20 protein-coding genes and 1 tRNA gene are annotated in these 17,238 nt (G+C 51.7%); 17 read left to right on the top strand and 4 right to left on the bottom strand.

Annotated elements, in window-relative coordinates:
• The first annotated feature begins 192 nt into the window (after window positions 1-192).
• From BHW66_RS09430 to rpsP, 8 genes are all read left to right on the top strand, one after another.
• Window positions 193-915, top strand: coding sequence for an NUDIX domain-containing protein (locus BHW66_RS09430; protein WP_022198334.1), 723 nt, complete (start codon window positions 193-195; stop codon window positions 913-915).
• Window positions 916-1,043: 128 nt separating this feature from the next.
• The gene (gene trmB / locus BHW66_RS09425; protein ID WP_022198333.1) at window positions 1,044-1,640 is read left to right on the top strand and encodes a tRNA (guanosine(46)-N7)-methyltransferase TrmB; all 597 of its coding nucleotides are present in this window, start codon (window positions 1,044-1,046) and stop codon (window positions 1,638-1,640) included.
• A 5-nt stretch (window positions 1,641-1,645) separates the two neighbouring features.
• Entirely contained in the window at window positions 1,646-2,779 is a 1,134-nt protein-coding gene (gene tgt / locus BHW66_RS09420; protein ID WP_046437824.1) for a tRNA guanosine(34) transglycosylase Tgt, read from the top strand.
• A gap of 62 nt (window positions 2,780-2,841) precedes the next feature.
• A complete protein-coding gene (gene yajC, locus BHW66_RS09415; protein WP_042448617.1) occupies window positions 2,842-3,108 on the top strand; it encodes a preprotein translocase subunit YajC in 267 nt (88 codons plus the stop codon).
• Window positions 3,109-3,232: 124 nt separating this feature from the next.
• Window positions 3,233-4,084: an EF-hand domain-containing protein gene (locus BHW66_RS09410; protein ID WP_180975832.1), complete on the top strand. Its 852-nt coding sequence runs from the start codon at window positions 3,233-3,235 to the stop codon at window positions 4,082-4,084.
• A gap of 10 nt (window positions 4,085-4,094) precedes the next feature.
• The gene (locus BHW66_RS09405; protein WP_102739019.1) at window positions 4,095-4,997 is read left to right on the top strand and encodes a tyrosine recombinase XerC; all 903 of its coding nucleotides are present in this window, start codon (window positions 4,095-4,097) and stop codon (window positions 4,995-4,997) included.
• Between the two features lie 270 nt (window positions 4,998-5,267).
• A complete protein-coding gene (locus BHW66_RS09400) occupies window positions 5,268-5,639 on the top strand; it encodes a LysE family transporter (RefSeq protein WP_306670392.1) in 372 nt (123 codons plus the stop codon).
• 165 nt (window positions 5,640-5,804) lie between these two features.
• Complete coding sequence (gene rpsP / locus BHW66_RS09395; RefSeq protein WP_012419329.1) at window positions 5,805-6,047, top strand: 30S ribosomal protein S16; 243 nt, start codon at window positions 5,805-5,807, stop codon at window positions 6,045-6,047.
• Between the two features lie 164 nt (window positions 6,048-6,211).
• On the opposite strand, the gene BHW66_RS09390 is transcribed toward rpsP, so the two are convergent.
• Entirely contained in the window at window positions 6,212-6,742 is a 531-nt protein-coding gene (locus BHW66_RS09390) for a shikimate kinase (protein WP_180974312.1), read from the bottom strand.
• 261 nt (window positions 6,743-7,003) lie between these two features.
• Between BHW66_RS09390 and BHW66_RS09385 the strand changes: the two genes are divergently transcribed.
• From BHW66_RS09385 to BHW66_RS09350, 8 genes are all read left to right on the top strand, one after another.
• Window positions 7,004-8,050 (top strand): L-threonylcarbamoyladenylate synthase, encoded by a 1,047-nt coding sequence (locus BHW66_RS09385; protein WP_102739202.1) that lies wholly within the window; start codon window positions 7,004-7,006, stop codon window positions 8,048-8,050.
• A gap of 55 nt (window positions 8,051-8,105) precedes the next feature.
• Complete coding sequence (locus BHW66_RS09380) at window positions 8,106-8,450, top strand: histidine triad nucleotide-binding protein (RefSeq protein ID WP_022198326.1); 345 nt, start codon at window positions 8,106-8,108, stop codon at window positions 8,448-8,450.
• A gap of 110 nt (window positions 8,451-8,560) precedes the next feature.
• Entirely contained in the window at window positions 8,561-9,052 is a 492-nt protein-coding gene (locus BHW66_RS09375) for a hypothetical protein (RefSeq protein WP_022198325.1), read from the top strand.
• Window positions 9,053-9,075: 23 nt separating this feature from the next.
• Window positions 9,076-9,267, top strand: a complete 192-nt coding sequence (rpmF, locus tag BHW66_RS09370; protein ID WP_012419324.1) for a 50S ribosomal protein L32 — start codon at window positions 9,076-9,078, stop codon at window positions 9,265-9,267.
• 148 nt (window positions 9,268-9,415) lie between these two features.
• Window positions 9,416-10,465, top strand: coding sequence for a phosphate acyltransferase PlsX (plsX, locus tag BHW66_RS09365; protein WP_012419323.1), 1,050 nt, complete (start codon window positions 9,416-9,418; stop codon window positions 10,463-10,465).
• Window positions 10,466-10,542: 77 nt separating this feature from the next.
• Window positions 10,543-12,231, top strand: coding sequence for an HDIG domain-containing metalloprotein (locus BHW66_RS09360; RefSeq protein ID WP_162610405.1), 1,689 nt, complete (start codon window positions 10,543-10,545; stop codon window positions 12,229-12,231).
• Window positions 12,215-12,712, top strand: coding sequence for an rRNA maturation RNase YbeY (ybeY, locus tag BHW66_RS09355; RefSeq protein ID WP_161994078.1), 498 nt, complete (start codon window positions 12,215-12,217; stop codon window positions 12,710-12,712). Before BHW66_RS09360 ends, ybeY begins: the two co-directional genes overlap by 17 nt.
• 67 nt (window positions 12,713-12,779) lie before the next feature.
• Window positions 12,780-12,856 (top strand) — tRNA-Arg (locus BHW66_RS09350).
• Between the two features lie 437 nt (window positions 12,857-13,293).
• Here the strand turns inward: BHW66_RS09350 and BHW66_RS09345 are convergent.
• Window positions 13,294-13,920 (bottom strand): helix-turn-helix domain-containing protein, encoded by a 627-nt coding sequence (locus tag BHW66_RS09345; RefSeq protein WP_012419320.1) that lies wholly within the window; start codon window positions 13,918-13,920, stop codon window positions 13,294-13,296.
• Between the two features lie 101 nt (window positions 13,921-14,021).
• Window positions 14,022-14,468 (bottom strand): hypothetical protein, encoded by a 447-nt coding sequence (locus tag BHW66_RS09340; protein WP_012419319.1) that lies wholly within the window; start codon window positions 14,466-14,468, stop codon window positions 14,022-14,024.
• A gap of 211 nt (window positions 14,469-14,679) precedes the next feature.
• On the opposite strand from BHW66_RS09340, the gene BHW66_RS09335 reads away from it, so the two are divergent.
• Window positions 14,680-16,872 (top strand): thioredoxin-like domain-containing protein, encoded by a 2,193-nt coding sequence (locus BHW66_RS09335; protein WP_046437814.1) that lies wholly within the window; start codon window positions 14,680-14,682, stop codon window positions 16,870-16,872.
• Between the two features lie 26 nt (window positions 16,873-16,898).
• Here the strand turns inward: BHW66_RS09335 and BHW66_RS09330 are convergent.
• On the bottom strand, window positions 16,899-17,238 hold a 340-nt coding region (locus BHW66_RS09330; RefSeq protein WP_286689015.1), incomplete at its 5' end, for a hypothetical protein.

The raw sequence follows: 17,238 nt of genomic DNA, 5'->3' as shown, positions 1-17,238 counted from the left end.
TGATGAAATGCAAGACGCAGGCGCGTTTTTCCGCCCGTGAGAAGCAGTATTCCGGAAGTGGCGTGATGTTTCCCGGGGGCAAGGGGAACGGTTTTTCATTGCCGTTTCTATTTTGATTTTGGTTGACTTGGCTGGTTCGCTTGCGTAGCGTTGATGCGATTCTGGGAACTTACTACAATAATAGATAACATAATGAGCAGGCAGGCATTTTATCCGCATCTCTCAGTGGATTGTGTGTTGATCGGGTTCGATGAAGAAGGTCTGAAAGTCCTTCTGGTTGAGAAGACGCAATTTGAACCCGGCCATACCGGCGCCATTTCCAAATTGCCCGGCGATTTGATTTATGAGGAGGAAGAATTGGATGCCGCTGCCCGCCGCGTTTTGTTTGACATGACCGGCATGTCTTCCCCCCATTTGGAACAGTTCCATACTTTCGGCGCTCCATCGCGCATCAAGAATCCGGAGGACAGGGCATGGGTGGAGGCTGTTTCCGGCCAGAAGATAGGACGCCTGGTGACGGTGGCCTACATGGCCATGCTCAGGATTTCCACCAAGCTGCGCAAACTGATGGAAAGCCATAAGACCCGCTGGGTTCCTGTAGATGATTTGCCGGAACTGGCGTTTGATCACCGGGATATTATTGACCTGGCGCTGGAGAGAGTGCGTTCTTCCGTGAAGAAGGAGCCTGCGCTGATTTATGACATGTTGCCTGCCAAGTTTACGGCTCTTCAGCTCCGGCGGTTGAATGAGGAGATTCACGGCAAGCCCATGGATGTGCGTAATTTCCACAAAAAAATCGCTTCCCGCCCCTACATTGTGCCGCTGGATGAGAAGGAGGAGGGGGTTCCCCACCGCGCCGCACGCTATTACCGTTTTGACCGTAAAATTTATAATCGCCTTTATTGCCGGAGCTGACGGTTCCGGGCCGTTCTGGCTTATTTTTTCCGTTTTTTCGGGCCTCTTCCCGCCATGCTTGCGGGGAGAGGGTCTTCTCGTTTGACAGAGTCCGTTTTGTAACGCATCTTATCCGCACGTTGATTCCCATGATAAATCCGGCCTTTATTCCAGACGATTTTTTCAAGGTGCTGGCGCCTTCTGATATTTTTGGAGCGGATGGTCCGTTTGAGGTTGATTTGGGGTGTGGGGACGGAGGGTTCCTGCTCCAGATGGCGGCCCATTATCCGGAACGCCGTTTTCTGGGAATAGAACGGCTTTTGGGCCGCGTACGGGGGGTTTGTTCCCGGGCGGCCGTCCGCGGGTTGGATAACGTGAAGGTGTTTCGCGTGGAAAGCCGTTACTTTCTGGAATGGATGATGCAGCCCGGCTGCATTTCCCGGCTGCATTATTTATGTCCGGATCCTTGGCCCAAGGAGAGGCATCATAAGAACCGGCTGGTGCAGGAGGATTTTCTTCCCGTGCTTCACCGTTCCCTGTCCGATGGCGGGGAGTTCCTGTTCAAGACGGATCATGAAGGATATTTTCTGTGGGTGCTGGACCATGTGGCGCGCAGCGGTCTGTTTAGCCGTGCCAGTTGGGATGAGGACGAATTTTTTTATCCCCGTACGGATTTCCAGCTTCAATGGGAGGCCATGGGAAAGCCGATTTACCGCGCCCGCTTTATCAAATTGCAGAAAGTCTGATTCCAATGCCTTTTATACTTCATCAGAAAGATTCCACCACGGCTGCGCGCCTGGGGTCGCTTGAGTTGCCGCATGGACGGGTTCCCACCCCCATTTTCATGCCGGTGGGAACGCAGGGTTCCGTGAAAACCATGCATCCGCAGGATTTGGAGATGCTGGGAGCTGAGATTATTCTGGGAAATACCTATCATTTGTCCCTGCGCCCCGGTTCCGCTTTAATTAGGCAAATGGGCGGATTACACAAATTTTCCTCCTGGAACCGCCCTATTTTGACGGATTCCGGCGGGTTCCAGGTCTGGTCCCTTGCCAAGCTCCGTAAAATTACGGAAGAAGGGGTGCGTTTCCAGAACCATTTGGACGGGGCGTACATGATGCTGAGCCCGGAGCGGTCCATGGAGATCCAGGCGGACTTGGGCAGTGATATCGCCATGCTGTTTGACGAGTGCCCCCCTTATCCCTGCGACAGGAAGTACGCGGAAGCCTCCCTGGGGTACACGCTTCGTTGGGCCCGCCGCTGCAAGGCGTGGGTGCAGGAACATCGGCCCCGTTCCGGGGAAGGGCGTCAGCACCATTTCGGTATTGTGCAGGGTTCCGTGTATGCGGATTTAAGAAAGAAGTGCGCGGAAGAACTGGCCGCCATGGATTTTGACGGGTACGCCATCGGCGGCGTTTCCGTGGGAGAGCCGGAGGATGAAATGCTCCGCGCCATTGATCATTCCGCTCCCTGGCTGCCGGAGGAGAAGCCCCGGTACGCCATGGGGCTGGGCACCCCCCCCCAATTGCTGGAAATGATTGCCCGCGGCGTGGATATGTTTGACTGCGTAATGCCTACCCGCCTGGCTCGCCACGGCGTGGCGCTGACTCCGGACGGCCCCATGCATATCAAGAATCAGCGCTGGGCGACGGATTCCCGCCCAATTGACCCGGAGGGACATCCGCATGTCACGCAATTTTCCCGCGCTTACGTGCGGCATTTGTTTAAAGCCGGTGAAATACTCGCTTTAAGATTGCTTTCTTTTCAGAATCTGGAATTCTATCTCCGGCTGATGGCCCAGGCGCGCGAGGCCATAGCCGCCGGCACGTTCGGTTCCTTCAAGGATTCGTTTATCGCGCGGTATAAAGCAAACGACATTTTATGAATATCTTTATGTTAGCACAGGCTCAGGATGCGGCGGGCGCCGCCGGGCAGGAACCCGCAAATATGTTTCAGCAGATTCTCGCCAGCCCCATGTTCATGTTTGTGATTATCATCGTCCTGTTCTGGGTGATGCTGATCCGTCCCCAGAGGAAGGCGCAGAAGGAGCAGCAGGCGCGCATCGCAGCCCTGCAGCGCGGGGACAAGGTGATTACAAACGCAGGGCTGCACGGTTTTGTGGAGAAGGTGAATGAGCGCACCGTTTCTCTCAAGATTGCGGAAGGCGTGGTGATTGAATTGGAAAAGAACGCGATCGTTCAAGTGGAGAAGTAAGTTTTTCCGCTTTCCGTACGTTTCCTGCATCCGCCCGTGTCGCCCGCCGGCAGGGGCGGATGTTTATTTTTGAAACCGTCTTTTTCCGGCGGGGTTAGTAAAAGTGGTTATGAGATTGCCCCACATGTTTATCTTGTCATGTTCCGCAGCGCTGGCGTTCGGTCTGTTCCCGTTTGCGGCAGGGCAATCCGTGGCTTCCGGCGACCGCGGGAAAATGGAAACTGCCCCCAGGCCCGGACTGGAATGCCTTCAGGTGACTTTGCTCATCCGCCAAATGGTTTTGGACCGCTATGACACCACGGGTACGGGAATTTTGTCCGAACAGGACAAGGCCCGGTTGGTGGAGGATGCCCGCTCTGCGCGGAGGGAGGCCAGAAAAGCCTTCCTGAGGAAGTTTGATAAGGATGGGGACGGAAGGCTTTCCCTGGAAGAGTACAGGGCTTTCCGGGAACATGTAGAGAAACGGCGCGGGGTGCGCAGGCCGGATGCCGGGCCGGACAAGAGAGATGGAATTCCGTTTTACCCTCCCGCCGAGAGGAAGGAAATTCCTCCGCCGCCCCCTCCGGCAGAGGGGGTGGAAATGCCCATGGTGGAAATTCGCACGGTGGGACGGAAGCGCTTCATGGTTGCTCCTGGATTGTTTCTGCTGACTCGTAACATGTTGCTGCAGAATTATGATGCCAACGGGAACGGCCGCATTGATCCGGAGGAACATGCCGTTGTCATGAAAGATGCCGCGGCTCTGTACCAGGCCAAAATGAAGGAAATGATGGAGCTTTACGATTTGGACCAGGACGGTGTGCTCAGCCCGGTGGAGAGAGAGCAGGCTCTGGCGGACAGCCATAAAGACAGCCCTTTGTATGCCATGGAAGAACCGGACGATATTGATTTGTTCATCCGGGCCAATATTAGTGAAGTGCTGCTGAAGGAGTCGCCGGTGGATGCCGGGGATGACAAGGATAAAGGTACGGAGTAATTTATTCTTCATGATGGGGATTCCTCTGGAACCGGAACAGGACTTTCTTCAATATCTGGAGGTGGAAAAGCAGGCTTCTCCTCATACGGTGGAGGTGTACGCCCGCGCCTTGCGCCAGTTCAGGGCCTGGGCGGCTGATTCATTCCCAGGGTGGGAGAATTGTACGCCGGACCAGATGAGGGACTGGCTTTTCCAGGAGCTGAAGGATGAAGCCGCCACGTCTTCCATCCGGCTGAGGTTTGCCGCCCTGCGCAGTTTTTACCGTTTCATGATGCGGAGGCACGGGCTGGAGACGAATCCGATGACGGGCGTTTCCCTTCCCAGAAGGAAAAAAACGCTTCCCGTTTTCCTGACACTCAACCAGATGTTGGAATTGTTGGAGCTTCCCTACAAGACGGCCGTTCCCGCCAATGCTCCCGCATGGCTTCCCTACCGTGATGCCGCCATATTGGAACTTTTTTATTCCTGCGGGATGCGCCTGAGTGAATTAGTAGGGCTGGATGTCGGCAGTGTGGACCACCGTTTCCGGGGCGTGAAGGTAATGGGGAAGGGGCGCAAGGAGCGCATCCTGCCTGTGGGAACTCCTGCTCTGGCTGCTCTGGAAACTTATGTTTCCATGGCCTGTCTGCCGAAGAATTCCCCCTTGTTTGTCTCCCGTATAGGAACCCGGTTAAGCGCTCGCTCCGTGCAGATGATGCTGAACAAATATGTGAAGCTGTCTTCCATTCCTTTTACCATTTCTCCCCATAAGATCAGGCATACATTCGCCACGCACATTCTGGAGGCTGGGGCGGATCTCCGTTCCGTCCAGGAACTGCTGGGCCATGCTTCCTTATCCACTACCCAGATTTACACGCATGTGACGCGTGCCAGAATGGCGGAAGTTTACAGACAGGCGCATCCCAGGGCATAAGGATTTTTTTGTTTCATGAAGGAAGAACTTATGTTCGCAGGTATTCTGCTTCTTTCCTAGGCATCTCCGGGGCCCGACCAGGCTTTTGTTACCCGGAGCACGCTGGCTTACGGCTTTGGCGCGGGAGTGATGGCTGCTTTGGGCATTGGTACCGGAATAGTTGCCCATGCTGCACTGGCTTGTACAGTAGGAGCATCCGTTTTTCACAGTTTCCTGGGGGTGGGGCTGTTTTGCGCCGCTTCCTGCTGGATGCTGTATTTGGCATAGAAAATATGGCCGAGGGGGAGGAATGCTTTCCTTGCCGGGTGCGGGGATATTTCCCCGGCTTCCTGTATTTACCGTGATGCTCTGGTGACTAACCTGATGAATCCCAAGGCCACGTTTTTCTTTGTGGCTCTTTCCGCTCCGCTGTTGGAAAAAAATCATGATCCTTCCTATGCTCTTTTTATCGGTTTTTTAATCGTGGCGACGGGAACGGCGGGCTGGATTTTGTGGGCTCTTGTTTTCCGCTGGCAGCCCATTCGTTCCTTTTACGGACGGTATGCCGGAATACTGGATGGAATATTGTCCCTTGTGCTGGCGGGGTTCGGATTCAGCATGCTGTATTCTTTTGGCCGCATGGCGGTGGAAAATTTTTCCTGATGCAGAAATGGAGGAGAGGCTTTTTTCCTGTAAAAATAACTCTGGTATTGACAATGACTCCATTATATCGCATACATCTGCACCCGCTGTGGAAAGCCGAACGCGCACGCATGTGAGTGGCAAGGCGCGCAAGTTTTCCATTAACACCTTTTATTTATAATTGATATGGCAGTAGCAATCAGACTCAACCGTCAGGGTTCCAAGGACCGTCCTTACTACAAAATCGTCGTTGTCGACAGCCGCGCGCGTCGTGACGGCCGTTACATTGAGCAAGTGGGCTCCTATGACCCCATGAAGGAAGGCGTCAACTATACCATCAATCTGGAAAAGGTTGACAAATGGCTTGCCAACGGAGCACAGCCCTCTGAAACGGTGAATTCAATGATCCGTAAGGCCCGTAAGGCTTAAGCCTTTTCCGGTGCATTATTATTTTCCTGAAGGCGTTCCTTTAATGGGGATCGCCTTTTGTTGTTTCTTGTGCGTGGAGCGGGAAAAAGGGCTTCCCCGGAAGCGCTTGCGTTAGGATGAATCAGAAAGAGAAAATTTCCCGCTCACGGAAAAACGGGTCGGCATTATTGCCGTCGGGACCGGAATACTCTGGCGGATTCCAGAATGCCGAATGCGATTTCATGGATGTGGAGATTGGCCGTATCAATGGTCAAGTGCGCCGTTTCCTGGTAAAAATCATGCCGTTCATTCATGAGATGTTCCAGCACGGCCTTGGGATTGGGTTGTTGGAGCAGGGGGCGGTTGGTGCATCTGGAAATACGCTGGTACAGGATGTTTACGTCTGTATGGAGCCAGACGACGAAGCCCAGTTTTTTCAGTAGCAGCCGGTTTTCCGGTCTGATAATGATGCCTCCTCCTGTGGAAATAATGCGGCTTTGTGCGGCGGCCATCTGAAGCTGTTGCAGGATTCCGGTTTCCAGGTCTCGAAAATGTGATTCCCCATGAATTTTGAAAATCTGCGGAATGTGCATTCCCGTCTGGCGTTCAATTAACTGGTCCGTATCCATAAAACCAAGGTTCGTTTCCCGGTGCAGTTCCTTTCCGATGGTAGTTTTGCCGCATCCCATCAGCCCGATCAGGATGATGTTTGGCAAGGATGTTGATGCGGCCCTATTCATGGCTTGATTGTACTCAATCCGGTAGCGTGAGAAAACAACTTTTTAGCGGAATGGCCTTTTCCTGCGCCAGCTTTCACTCGGGGAAGTCCGTAAGGGTGGAGTGAAGTAAAGGCAGTTGGAAAAAGAGAAGGGAAGTATGAGGCCGTAGGACGTGCTCTTATTCATTTGTCTGTTTTCTCCTTTCAGGGGAAGGAGGTCTTGCTTGACGCAGGAGCTTCTTCAGGCAAGGATAAAGCCATGCAAACCGAATTGTTCGAGGTAGATCCCCTGTCAGACAACCGCAAACTGTATGCCCGTGCGGCGGAAGCTCTGGGTGCGGGAGCGCTGGTAGGGATTCCCACGGAGACTGTATACGGCCTGGGGGCAGATGCCTTGAACCCGGAAGCGGTAGCAAGGATTTTTGAAGCCAAGGGAAGGCCTTCTTTTGATCCGCTGATTATTCATGTGCATCATGGGTGTGAGGTGGAAAAATATACCGCCGTTCCGGAGGGGCTGAAAGATCTGGTGCATACGCTTGCCTCCAGATTCTGGCCGGGGCCGCTGACCCTGGTGTTGCCAAAGGCGGATATCATTCCGGATATTGTAACCAGCGGCCTTCCTACGGTGGCCGTTCGCGTAAGCGCTCATCCTGCCATGCGGGGGGTGGCGAAAGCGCTGGGGCGTCCTATAGCTGCGCCCAGCGCCAATCGCTTCGGCCATATCAGCCCTACTTCCGCCTCTGCCGTGCAAAAGGAATTGGGGGGCAGTATTGAAATGATTCTGGATGCCGGAGCCTGTTCCGAGGGGCTGGAAAGCACGATTGTGCGTCCTGTGCTTGACGAGAAGGGCAAGCCCTCTCTGGAATTGCTGCGTGAGGGGCCGGTGACCCGGGAACAATTTCGCAACTTGGTTAAGGTGGTGCGCCGCAAGCCTTCCTGCCGTCCTGTTTCGGAAGAATCTCCGGCGGATGCGCCGGGGCAGCTCACCAGCCATTACGCCCCGCGCAAACCTATGCTGCTGCTGGAACCGGGGGAAAATTTTGCCCCGGTGGAGGGGGTGAGGTACGGCTTGCTTTCCTATGAAGGAACGTCCGCTCTTGCCCGGGAAGGGGATTGGGCGGAAGTGGTAGCCATGAGTCCCGGCAGCGGGCGGCTGGCAGAAGCTGCCGTGCGCCTGTTTGCCCTGATGAGACAGATGGATGAAAATGAAGCTATTGACGTCATTGTGGCGGAATCCGTTCCGGAATCCGGCCTGGGCCGCGCTATTATGGATCGCCTGCGACGCGCTTCAGCCGTCAGGGAATAACTTGCCCACGGTTTGCAAAACATGTTAAAGTCATTGCAGATTCCTTTTTGATTTTATGGCCGCTACGTTATTTGAAAAAATCTGTTCAGGGGAAATCCCCGCGGACATCGTATATCAGGATGACCTGTGTGTTTGCTTCCGGGACATTAGTCCACAAGCACCGGAACATTTGCTGCTTGTTCCGCGCAAGCCCATTCCCCGCCTTTCCGAGGCCGGGGAGGAAGATGCCGCCCTTCTGGGACACATGATGCTGGCAGTCGGGCGGATTGCCCGGACTCTTCATCTGGATGAAGGTGGCTTTCGCCTGGTCATCAACAATGGGCATGACGCCGGGGAAGCTGTCCCCCATTTGCACATGCATCTGTTGGCAGGCCGCAAGCTGGAATGGCCTCCCGGTTAGGCCGGAGCGAATTCGGGCATTGCCTGAAAGAGGGACGGATGTGTCATTTTCCATGAATGGTGCCGCCCTGCCTGCTTGTCAGGCATTAAGTATGCCTGTAAGATATACTCATGAAAAGATTGCTGGTAGAACTGGAGAACTTGCCGGAGGCAGGGAAAAAATACAGCGGTGAACTGGATTCTGAAATTTTCGGCATTGATGATGAAGAGGTTACTTCCATTGGGCCTCTTGCTTTTGATCTGCATGTGCAGAGATTTGAAAATGAATTGTTTGTAAGAGGCAATATTTCCGCCCCCTTTAAATTCCGCTGTGTGCGTTGCCTGGGCTACTTTGACTACGTGGTGGAAGTTTGTGATTTCGCGACTTCTTTCCAGATTGATTCACAGAATGTTGTGGATGTTTCAGATTCCTTGAGGGAAGAAATAGTTCTGGATTTTCCGGCATACCCGAAGTGTGCTGACGGAGGCATGGAAAACGACTGTATGGCGAAAACTCCGTATTTTGGAGTGGACAAAGAGGGGGGAACGGGTGTAAACAGTTCTGCCCCGATCAGGAATAGCGGCGTGTGGGACGCCCTCAATGAACTGGGAGATCATCATTAATCACCTTTTTACCAACTAAAGTTATGGCAGCACCTAAGCGCAGAACGTCCAAGATGAAGCAGCGTACCCGCCTTGCCGCTCAGGCATGGCGCGCGCCGAAGCTCCGCAAGTGCCAGAATTGCGGCAGCAGCACCCCCGGCCATACCGCCTGCCCCAATTGCGGTACGTACACGACCCGTTCCGGCAAGGAAATTGTGGTGAAAGCGGAAGCGTAAGTTCCGCGGGCGCCGCATTTGCCTTGAAAATTATCGCCGTATTGCGGCGCTATCATATAGACTTTCCAGCCGCTTTTGCTTCGCAAAGCGGCTGAACTTGCTTGAAGCGGACTGTTTTTTCTGCTAACACATTTCTTCAACAAATAATATGAAGATTGCACTGGATGTGATGGGCGGCGACAACGCGCCCGATATTAACGTGGACGGGGCGAAGCGGGCCCTGCAGGATTTTCCTCTCATTGAAAAAATTTATCTTGTGGGAAGGGAAGAAACGGTGCGCAGCTCTTGTGACCGCTGGGGGCTTTCCGGCCCGCGCGTGGAGATCGTTCCGGCTGCGGAAGTTGTGGAAATGAATGAATCCGGATTGCTGGCGGTGAGAAAGAAAAAAAATTCATCCATGTCCATTTCCGTGGATCTGGTCAAGTCCGGAGATGCGGATGCCGTGGTCAGCGCGGGCAATACGGGGGCGGCTGTAGCGGCTGCCACCGTCAAACTGAGGTTGCTGGATGGTGTGGAACGTGCGGGCATTGTGACCCAGCTTCCGAATGAATTCGGAGTCTGCAATGTGACTGATACCGGAGCCAACCCGGATGCCAAGCCCCGGCATTTGGTAGGGTATGCCGTTATGGCCAGCATTCTGGCGCGTTCTGTTTACGGCAAACAAATGCCTAAGGTGGGAGTTATGAGCAATGGCTCTGAAGATGAAAAGGGAACAGATTTTACCAAGGGAACTTTTTGTCTGTTGAAGCATTTGGAGGAGCGCGGTGCGCTCCCTTTTAAATTCGTAGGAAATGTGGAAGGCCACGATCTTTTTGAACATGAAATAGATGTGGCTCTGACAGACGGTTTTACCGGAAACGTCCTGTTGAAAACATGCGAGGCTACCGCCAAGGCTTTCAGCAAATGGCTGAAAGAGGAACTTAAGGCAAACCCGTTCCGTATGGTTGGAGCTGCCTGCGCCTCCGGAGCATTCCGTGCCATGAAAGCGCGCCTTTCTGCGGACTCCGTAGGGGGAAGCCCTCTTCTGGGCGTCAGGGGCGTGACCATCATTGCGCATGGCAGTTCTACCCCTGTAGCCATTCGCAATGCCCTGAGAGTTTCCATGGAAATGGTGCAGCAGGGCGTCAACCCCCTAATAGAAGAGGAGATGGCCCGGCTGGGCACTATTCCGGAGGTTGCCGAAGTGTACCCCAAATAATTATCATGTTTCATTTTCTGAAAAAGCATGCCGCCGCAGCGGCAAAAGAAAGTGCCTCCCCGGAAGGGGCTGCCTCCGTGTCCCGTTCAGCCGGTGACCGTTTGGATTCCAGCCTGGCGGTATCCGTCGGGTTGTGCGTGCTGGTTTTCATCGTGCTTCAATGGATGGGCAGTTACAGTCCCCACTGGGGAAAATCCATATGGCATCATGTGTCGGAAGCTTTTCTGCTTTTTTCCGTGACGCTGGCGCTGATGCCTATGTACTGGTTATGCGCCGGTTCCCTGCGCAGGAAAAACAAAACCTTTGTCGTCACGTGGGGGGCGGTTCTGGTCCAGCTCCTGTTTTTTGGTCTCATCCGGCATGTAACGGCTGACATTACTTCCGACATAGGCAATGAACTTTTGTACCTTCCCTATATGATGGCTCCGTTGGTTGTCACGGTGCTGCTGGGACCTCTTCTGGGCATGTTTGCCACTATTTCCATCTGCATGCTTGGCGGATTTTTCATTCTGCCGGAGCAATATGCTCCGGAAAAGCAGGTCCAGTTCTGGATTCTGAGCTCTCTCTCCGGCATGCTTACCGTGTTGCTTACCCATAACCTGCGGAATCGTGCTCAGTTGCTGCGAGCGGGCTTCTTTGTGGGGCTGCTTGTCATGGTGCTGTGTTGCATCATGGGTGTCATCAATCTCCAGGCATGGGACTACAACCTTACTGGAGTTCTGGTTTGCCTGGCCGTGGCTTTTGGCGTAAGCATGCTGACCAGCGTGCTGATCAGCGGTGTCCTGCCTATCATAGAAGGAGCTTTTAAAATCATTACGCCCATTTCCTGGCTGGAAATGGCGGATATGAACCGCCCTCTCATGAAAAGGCTGCAAATGGAAGCTCCGGGAACCTTTCACCATTGCCTGATGGTTGCCCAGCTGGCGGAAGCTGCGGCGGAAGCCATTGGGGCCAATCCCATTGAATGCCGGGTGGAGGCCTACTACCATGACATTGGCAAGATGCAAAACCCCCTTTATTTCATTGAAAATATCATGGACGGCCCCAATCCCCATGATGAGCTGACGCCCAGCATGAGCGCCCGTATCATCATCGACCACGTTCAGGACGGGGTGGCATTGGCCAGGGAGAACAACCTTCCGCGTCCTTTGGTGGACGTTATAGAGCAGCATCACGGCACGTCACTGGCTTACTTCTTTTACCGGAAAGCCCTTCAATACCGTGATGAGATTCTGAGCCGCGTGGAAAGCGGCCTGGCGTCTCCGGATGACGTCCCGGAGGTGGTGGAATCCAACTTCCGTTACAAGGGGCCCAACCCGCAGAGCAAGGAAACGGGAATCGTCAGCCTGGCGGACATCGTGGAAAGCGCCACGCGCTCCATGGGTAAAATTTCCTGTGAGGAAATGCAGAAAAGGGTGGATGAACTTTTGAAGCAACGGGTGGTGGACGGCCATTTGGACGATTGCGGCCTTACCTTCGGAGATCTCAAAAAGATTCGCAACAGTTTCATTAAGACGCTGAAAAGCATCCACCACAACCGCATTGCCTATCCTTCCCACAATCCGGAGGCAAAAATTGAAAAAAATGCTTTCTCTGATGTGTCCGTCAGGGAAAAAGAAGAGAAAGCGGTGAAAAAGGAAGGTGAAGGCAAAGCCGTTCCTGAAATCATGGAGTTGCCCGATGCCGGAACCCTTCAAGAGGGAAAATCCACGGAAACGGAGATGAAGAACGGAGCGGATGCGGAGGAAAATGAAACCGAATCTTGAACTCTACAATCATTTGGGGGAGGGGAGGCTCAGTTCATCCGTTACGGATGCCCTGATTGGAGCCTTGGAGAGTTGTCTTCCGTCCGTGTTGGCGTTGCCTGAAGGTCCTGTCCCCGTACTTTCCGGATTGGATGAAGTAGAAATCAGCGTGGTTTCCGATGACGTCATCCGGGATGTGCATGCCCGTTTTTTGAATGATCCGACGGCGACGGATGTCATTACTTTTCCGCATGGAGACGGAATAGGAGAGATCATCGTCAGCTTTGATACCGCTATCCGGCAGGCTTCGGAATTCGGAGAACCTGTTTTCAGAGAACTTTTCCGGTACATGGTGCATGGTCTTCTGCATCTGCACGGATATATAGATACGGAACCGGAGGAACGGGAACGCATGTTTTCCTGTCAGGAGCCTCTGGTGCGGAAGTTTGGAGCGACCCTGGTGGACATACCTTTTACGCATGACCGCTGCTCCGGCGCTTAAAGCGCGCTTTTCAAAGATCCGGGCTTGCCAAGTTGAGATGAACTCTGTTACTCTTTTGCCGCATCATGCGTCCATAGCTCAGTTGGATAGAGCAACTGCCTTCTAAGCAGTGGGTCACTGGTTCGAATCCAGTTGGACGTGCCATTTTTTAACCCCGTATTCTTTTTAAGAATACGGGGTTTTTCATGTGATAAGAGCTTTTTCACCAAAAGCCGGCTTTCTTAAAAATGGAGAGGCAAGGTAAGTATGGTTAACTCTGGTGAACAGGCTGCATAGAAGCACTATTACGCATGGTTCGGACTGTTTTTCCAATCAATAGTGATTGATTTTTGAAACTGGAGGGATGATGTAATGTGGCTGAAGATTTTTTCTCTGTGTTGAGAGATAGGATAGTCTGTGGCCGTCGTGATAAAAGGAACAAAAAAATGAAAGGGTTCCGTGAAAGATTAAGAAGAATGGCCCGGAAGGCCAGGCTGGCGGAGAACCTGCGATGTTTTAGAAAAATACCGGCATGGGTATGCAAACAGTGCATTTTCAGAAATGCTCCCGTGGAAAAGAAAATTTGAACTTTTGAATAATTCTTATTTTATCCGGCGGTGGCGAATCTCTCCGGTATTGGTAATACGGGAGTATGGAGACGTCTTTGAATATTCATCCTGAGTGAGTACATTAACGCATAACTCCAGGATTTTATGCATGCCGTACATGGGAAGATCTATGTCCGGATGTAGTTTCTGGAATTTGTGAACAATTTCCATTTCCGTTTCAGGAAAATTCACGGGAATGGTATTGGGAAGCTGAACTTTCCACGACTCGCCTTCACTCATCAGCTTATCGATAAAGAGATATTGGGTGACAGGAATGTTACCGCGTGCAGTAAACCAGGTATGTACGGTGCGGACGGAAACGCGGCATTGTTCCGCAAGCCATCGGCGTGTTTTGCCGTGAGCCCGGAGCCATTCCTTGATTCTGAGTTTTTTCGGGTCACATTCTTCCGTATTGGAAGGTGGATTCAGATCTGAATCGGAAACCAGGCCTGGAATGATGCGGGAAAGCGCTTTTTTGGTATTGGCCGATATTTTACGAACGCTCATCTGTGCGTAAAAAGTTTGCGGCCGGATGCCTATCTCCTCCGCCAATTGATAGGACTTGCGGTTTTGGCTTTGTAGCCACTCCTTCACCAAAATGCGTATATCGTCGTCAGACATGAATTTGTGCAGATTTGTAATGAAAGAAAAGATAGGGAAGAGGCGATAACAACACTATTTTCTCTTTCTCTGGAATCGATCCGGAATATCGCATCCTCTTTTCAGCTTCTGCTTTTGATGCTGGAAAGAGCATCCAGTGCTTCACTCGCCCATTCCGGAACGGTCAGGCCATGGCGTTCAGCTTCATTCCTGAACTTTTCATACTTTTGAGGAGTAACGGGAACGTGGATGCTGTTCGGATTTTTTGTTTGAGCCAGGCGTGCCTGTTTGGCGTACTCTTCCTTCATGATTCTGATGATAAGGCGTTGTCTGGCACGGGGAATTGGAACAGTGGAAAGCCATTTATCGACCTGACTTTTGCTGACGCCGCAAAGGTCGGCAAATTCGTCCCGGGTCATTTTCGTAAGAGCGAGAAACTTTCTGATACTGGACTTCATTTCATCCATGAGCGCATTTTTCGCATTCAGAAAAATCTGGCAAGCCATTTCTGGCATATTTTCTATTTTAGAAAATAATATTGTCTTTGTATATCCAAAAAGGTAAATCATTTTTCCTAAATCCAATGAAACTCAAAAAAGTGTGGATGCTGAGCGTGTTTGTTTTCTTATTCCATATGAAAAACTTCATGATTAATATTTTTTATTTTTGGGAATATTTTGTATTTCGTTCTGGTGAAAAGAACACGATAACGGCTTTTCTATCTTTCCTTTCCTTTTTCTATTGGCTTGACACAGAAGGTTACGATAGTACCGTGTTACCATGTTAAATTCCTCTCTGTTGGTTTTAGGGTGTTCCATGATCTTTGCGGTGTCTGCCGGAATGCCATTGCACGCAGCTTCTTCTGAGAAAAAGGAAAACAAAACGGTTGCTTCGGAGGATGCCCTTCCATCACTTGCTCTGGATGGTTTGCCGGATGTATGGATACAGGGAACTCCGGTAAAGGAATGGGAAAAGGACAAAGTGTACATTTTTGAATTTTGGGCTACCTGGTGTGGCCCGTGCCTGGCTGCTATGCCCCATATGGAACAATTGCATCAGGCATTTAAGAATAATCCTCATATGCAGGTTATCGGAGTTAACGTCATGGACAGGAAATCTCCGGAATCTCTGAAAGAATTTTTAAGAAACCGTCCATCGCCCCTTACTTATGCCATGGCCGTGGATGTGGATGGGAAAAAAACCAGGGATAAATGGCTGTCTCCAATGGGGGTTAACGGCATCCCCCATGCTTTTGCCGTTAAAAACGGCAAGCTTATTTGGAGAGGGCATCCTGGAAAACTTTCTGAAGAAATGATGCGGGCCATGTTGAAGCCTGATTTTTCTGCAGCATCTCTTCCGGGGGATAATCCCGGCGCAAACGCCCGTGCATGGAAGCTCTACCGCCAGGTTTCTGAGAGAACGGGAGAGCTTGCCCGGAAGGGAGGAAAGGGGGAAGCGCAGGCCTTTTTAAGGCAAATTCAGGATTCGGGACAGTTTCAGCAGGATCAGATCATTCAACTGAAAATGGTTCCATTCAGAGTCTTGGCGGAATTGGAAAAATTCCAGGAAGCACAGGCCGTACTGGATGACCTGTGCAAAGAGTATCCGGACAATTACCGTGTACAGATTGATGTGGCGGGAACGCTTCTAAATGGAAAATCCGTGCCTGCCGGAAAAATGGATGCCGCCCTGGTGGAAAGATGTCTGAACCGTTGTATTGAAATCTCCAGAAGGAATAACAAGGAAGCTTCCTTGCCATGGAAACTGATGGCGGAACTTAGGGAACGGCAGGGAAATATGGAAGAAGCGTTGCAGGATATGGAAAAGGCGCTTTCCTTAACGTCCATCAGCAAAGCCTGGACGAAGTTGCAGCAGCTTTCAGGCAATAAGAAATCCTTTCAGAATCTTGTAAATCAGGCGGTTGCTGAAATAAAACCGGAACCTCCGAGGAAGATGCAGGAAATGGGAGTAGTGCAGGAAGACAAACAGTACACTCCCCTGTTCAGCAAATTAAAATGGTTCAATCATCCCGGTCTAACAGGACTTCCTGTCGGCAAAACCGTATTCATCAGCTTCTGGAGAGGCCACAATAATATACTTGGAGAAACAGCTCCTGGAAGAGCTCTTGATGCCGTTCTTAAAAAACACGGGCTTTTAGACCATCCGGGAGTAAAAGCCGTGGTATTGGGACTCAATCCGTCGGCGGAAAAACAGATGCGGGACTATTTATCCGGGCCGGAAGGATGGACTCCTTATCCTGTCGGTATTCCATCGGATCGTTCGGTCATTGAATTTTGTGATTTGCTCAAACTTGACTCATTTCCCGCCGCGGTCGTCGTTCGTGACGGAACATTGCTGTGGGCTGGAGAAATTAAGAAGATGCCCGAATGGGTGGCGGAAACTGCCAGATTGGACTCTTTTGACAAAAACAGGTTTGCGGAAGAAGATGCGAAACGGAAGGCCCGCCAGCAGGCCATGTATGCTGTCATAAAAAAATCCTTTGAATTGAGGCGGGAAAAGAAATTTGATGAATACCAGAAGTTGATTGAGGAAAATGCAGGGCAGTTTTCCGATAACGGATGGTTTGCGTCTACTGTGGCGGAAGTGCGGGCGGAAAAGGCTTGGAAGGAGAAAAATTATCGGAAAATGGTTGATATCTTTGACCACGTCTTGGAGTGTTTCCCCCGGGAAGATTCGCTTGCTTCCTATATCCTGAAAATCCTTAACGGCTCGGAGGAAATGCGTAAATACAGCTATAAGGCGGCTCGGCGCGCTCTCCAGATTATGAGGGATTCTAATACGAGGGATGATGGCGGATACAATGCCGCCTGCTATGAAGTGATGATGAATATGGCAATGGAGAAAAAAGATTATGACCAGGCAAGGAAGGATGCTGCAAACGCCCTCCGGGAACTGCCTCTGGTTCATCAATACGCAGTCATGAAGAAAAAGAGTGGAGGAGGCAAAAAGTAGAGAGAAACTTAGGACTTCTGAAACGTTTAGGCCTCTTTCGTGCTGAAAGAGGCTTTTTTATTAGAAAAAAATAAAAATGTAATACGTTGATAATCAGATATTTTTTTGATTTTGATCTCAACAAATCGCAAAAAATAGATTTCTCGGCACGCCAACACGGCGACGGGATGAAAAGCCCGGCGGCGGACGGACTCGGAAGAGTATCGGAAGCGGCTGGAGCCGGCCACCCGGAGAGACCCCTGGAAGCAGGGGCGATAAGAAGATTTCAAGGGAATGACTACCGAAAACCGCCGAGGGTTTTCCGAGGGCGCCGAGAGGTGCCGGAGGGATGAAAAGCCCGAAGGAGCTACCTGGCTCTGAGAGGGG

This window comes from Akkermansia sp. 54_46, assembly GCF_001917295.1.
GTDB classification, from domain to species: domain Bacteria; phylum Verrucomicrobiota; class Verrucomicrobiia; order Verrucomicrobiales; family Akkermansiaceae; genus Akkermansia; species Akkermansia muciniphila.
This window is presented reverse-complemented; position numbering and strand designations above follow the sequence as displayed.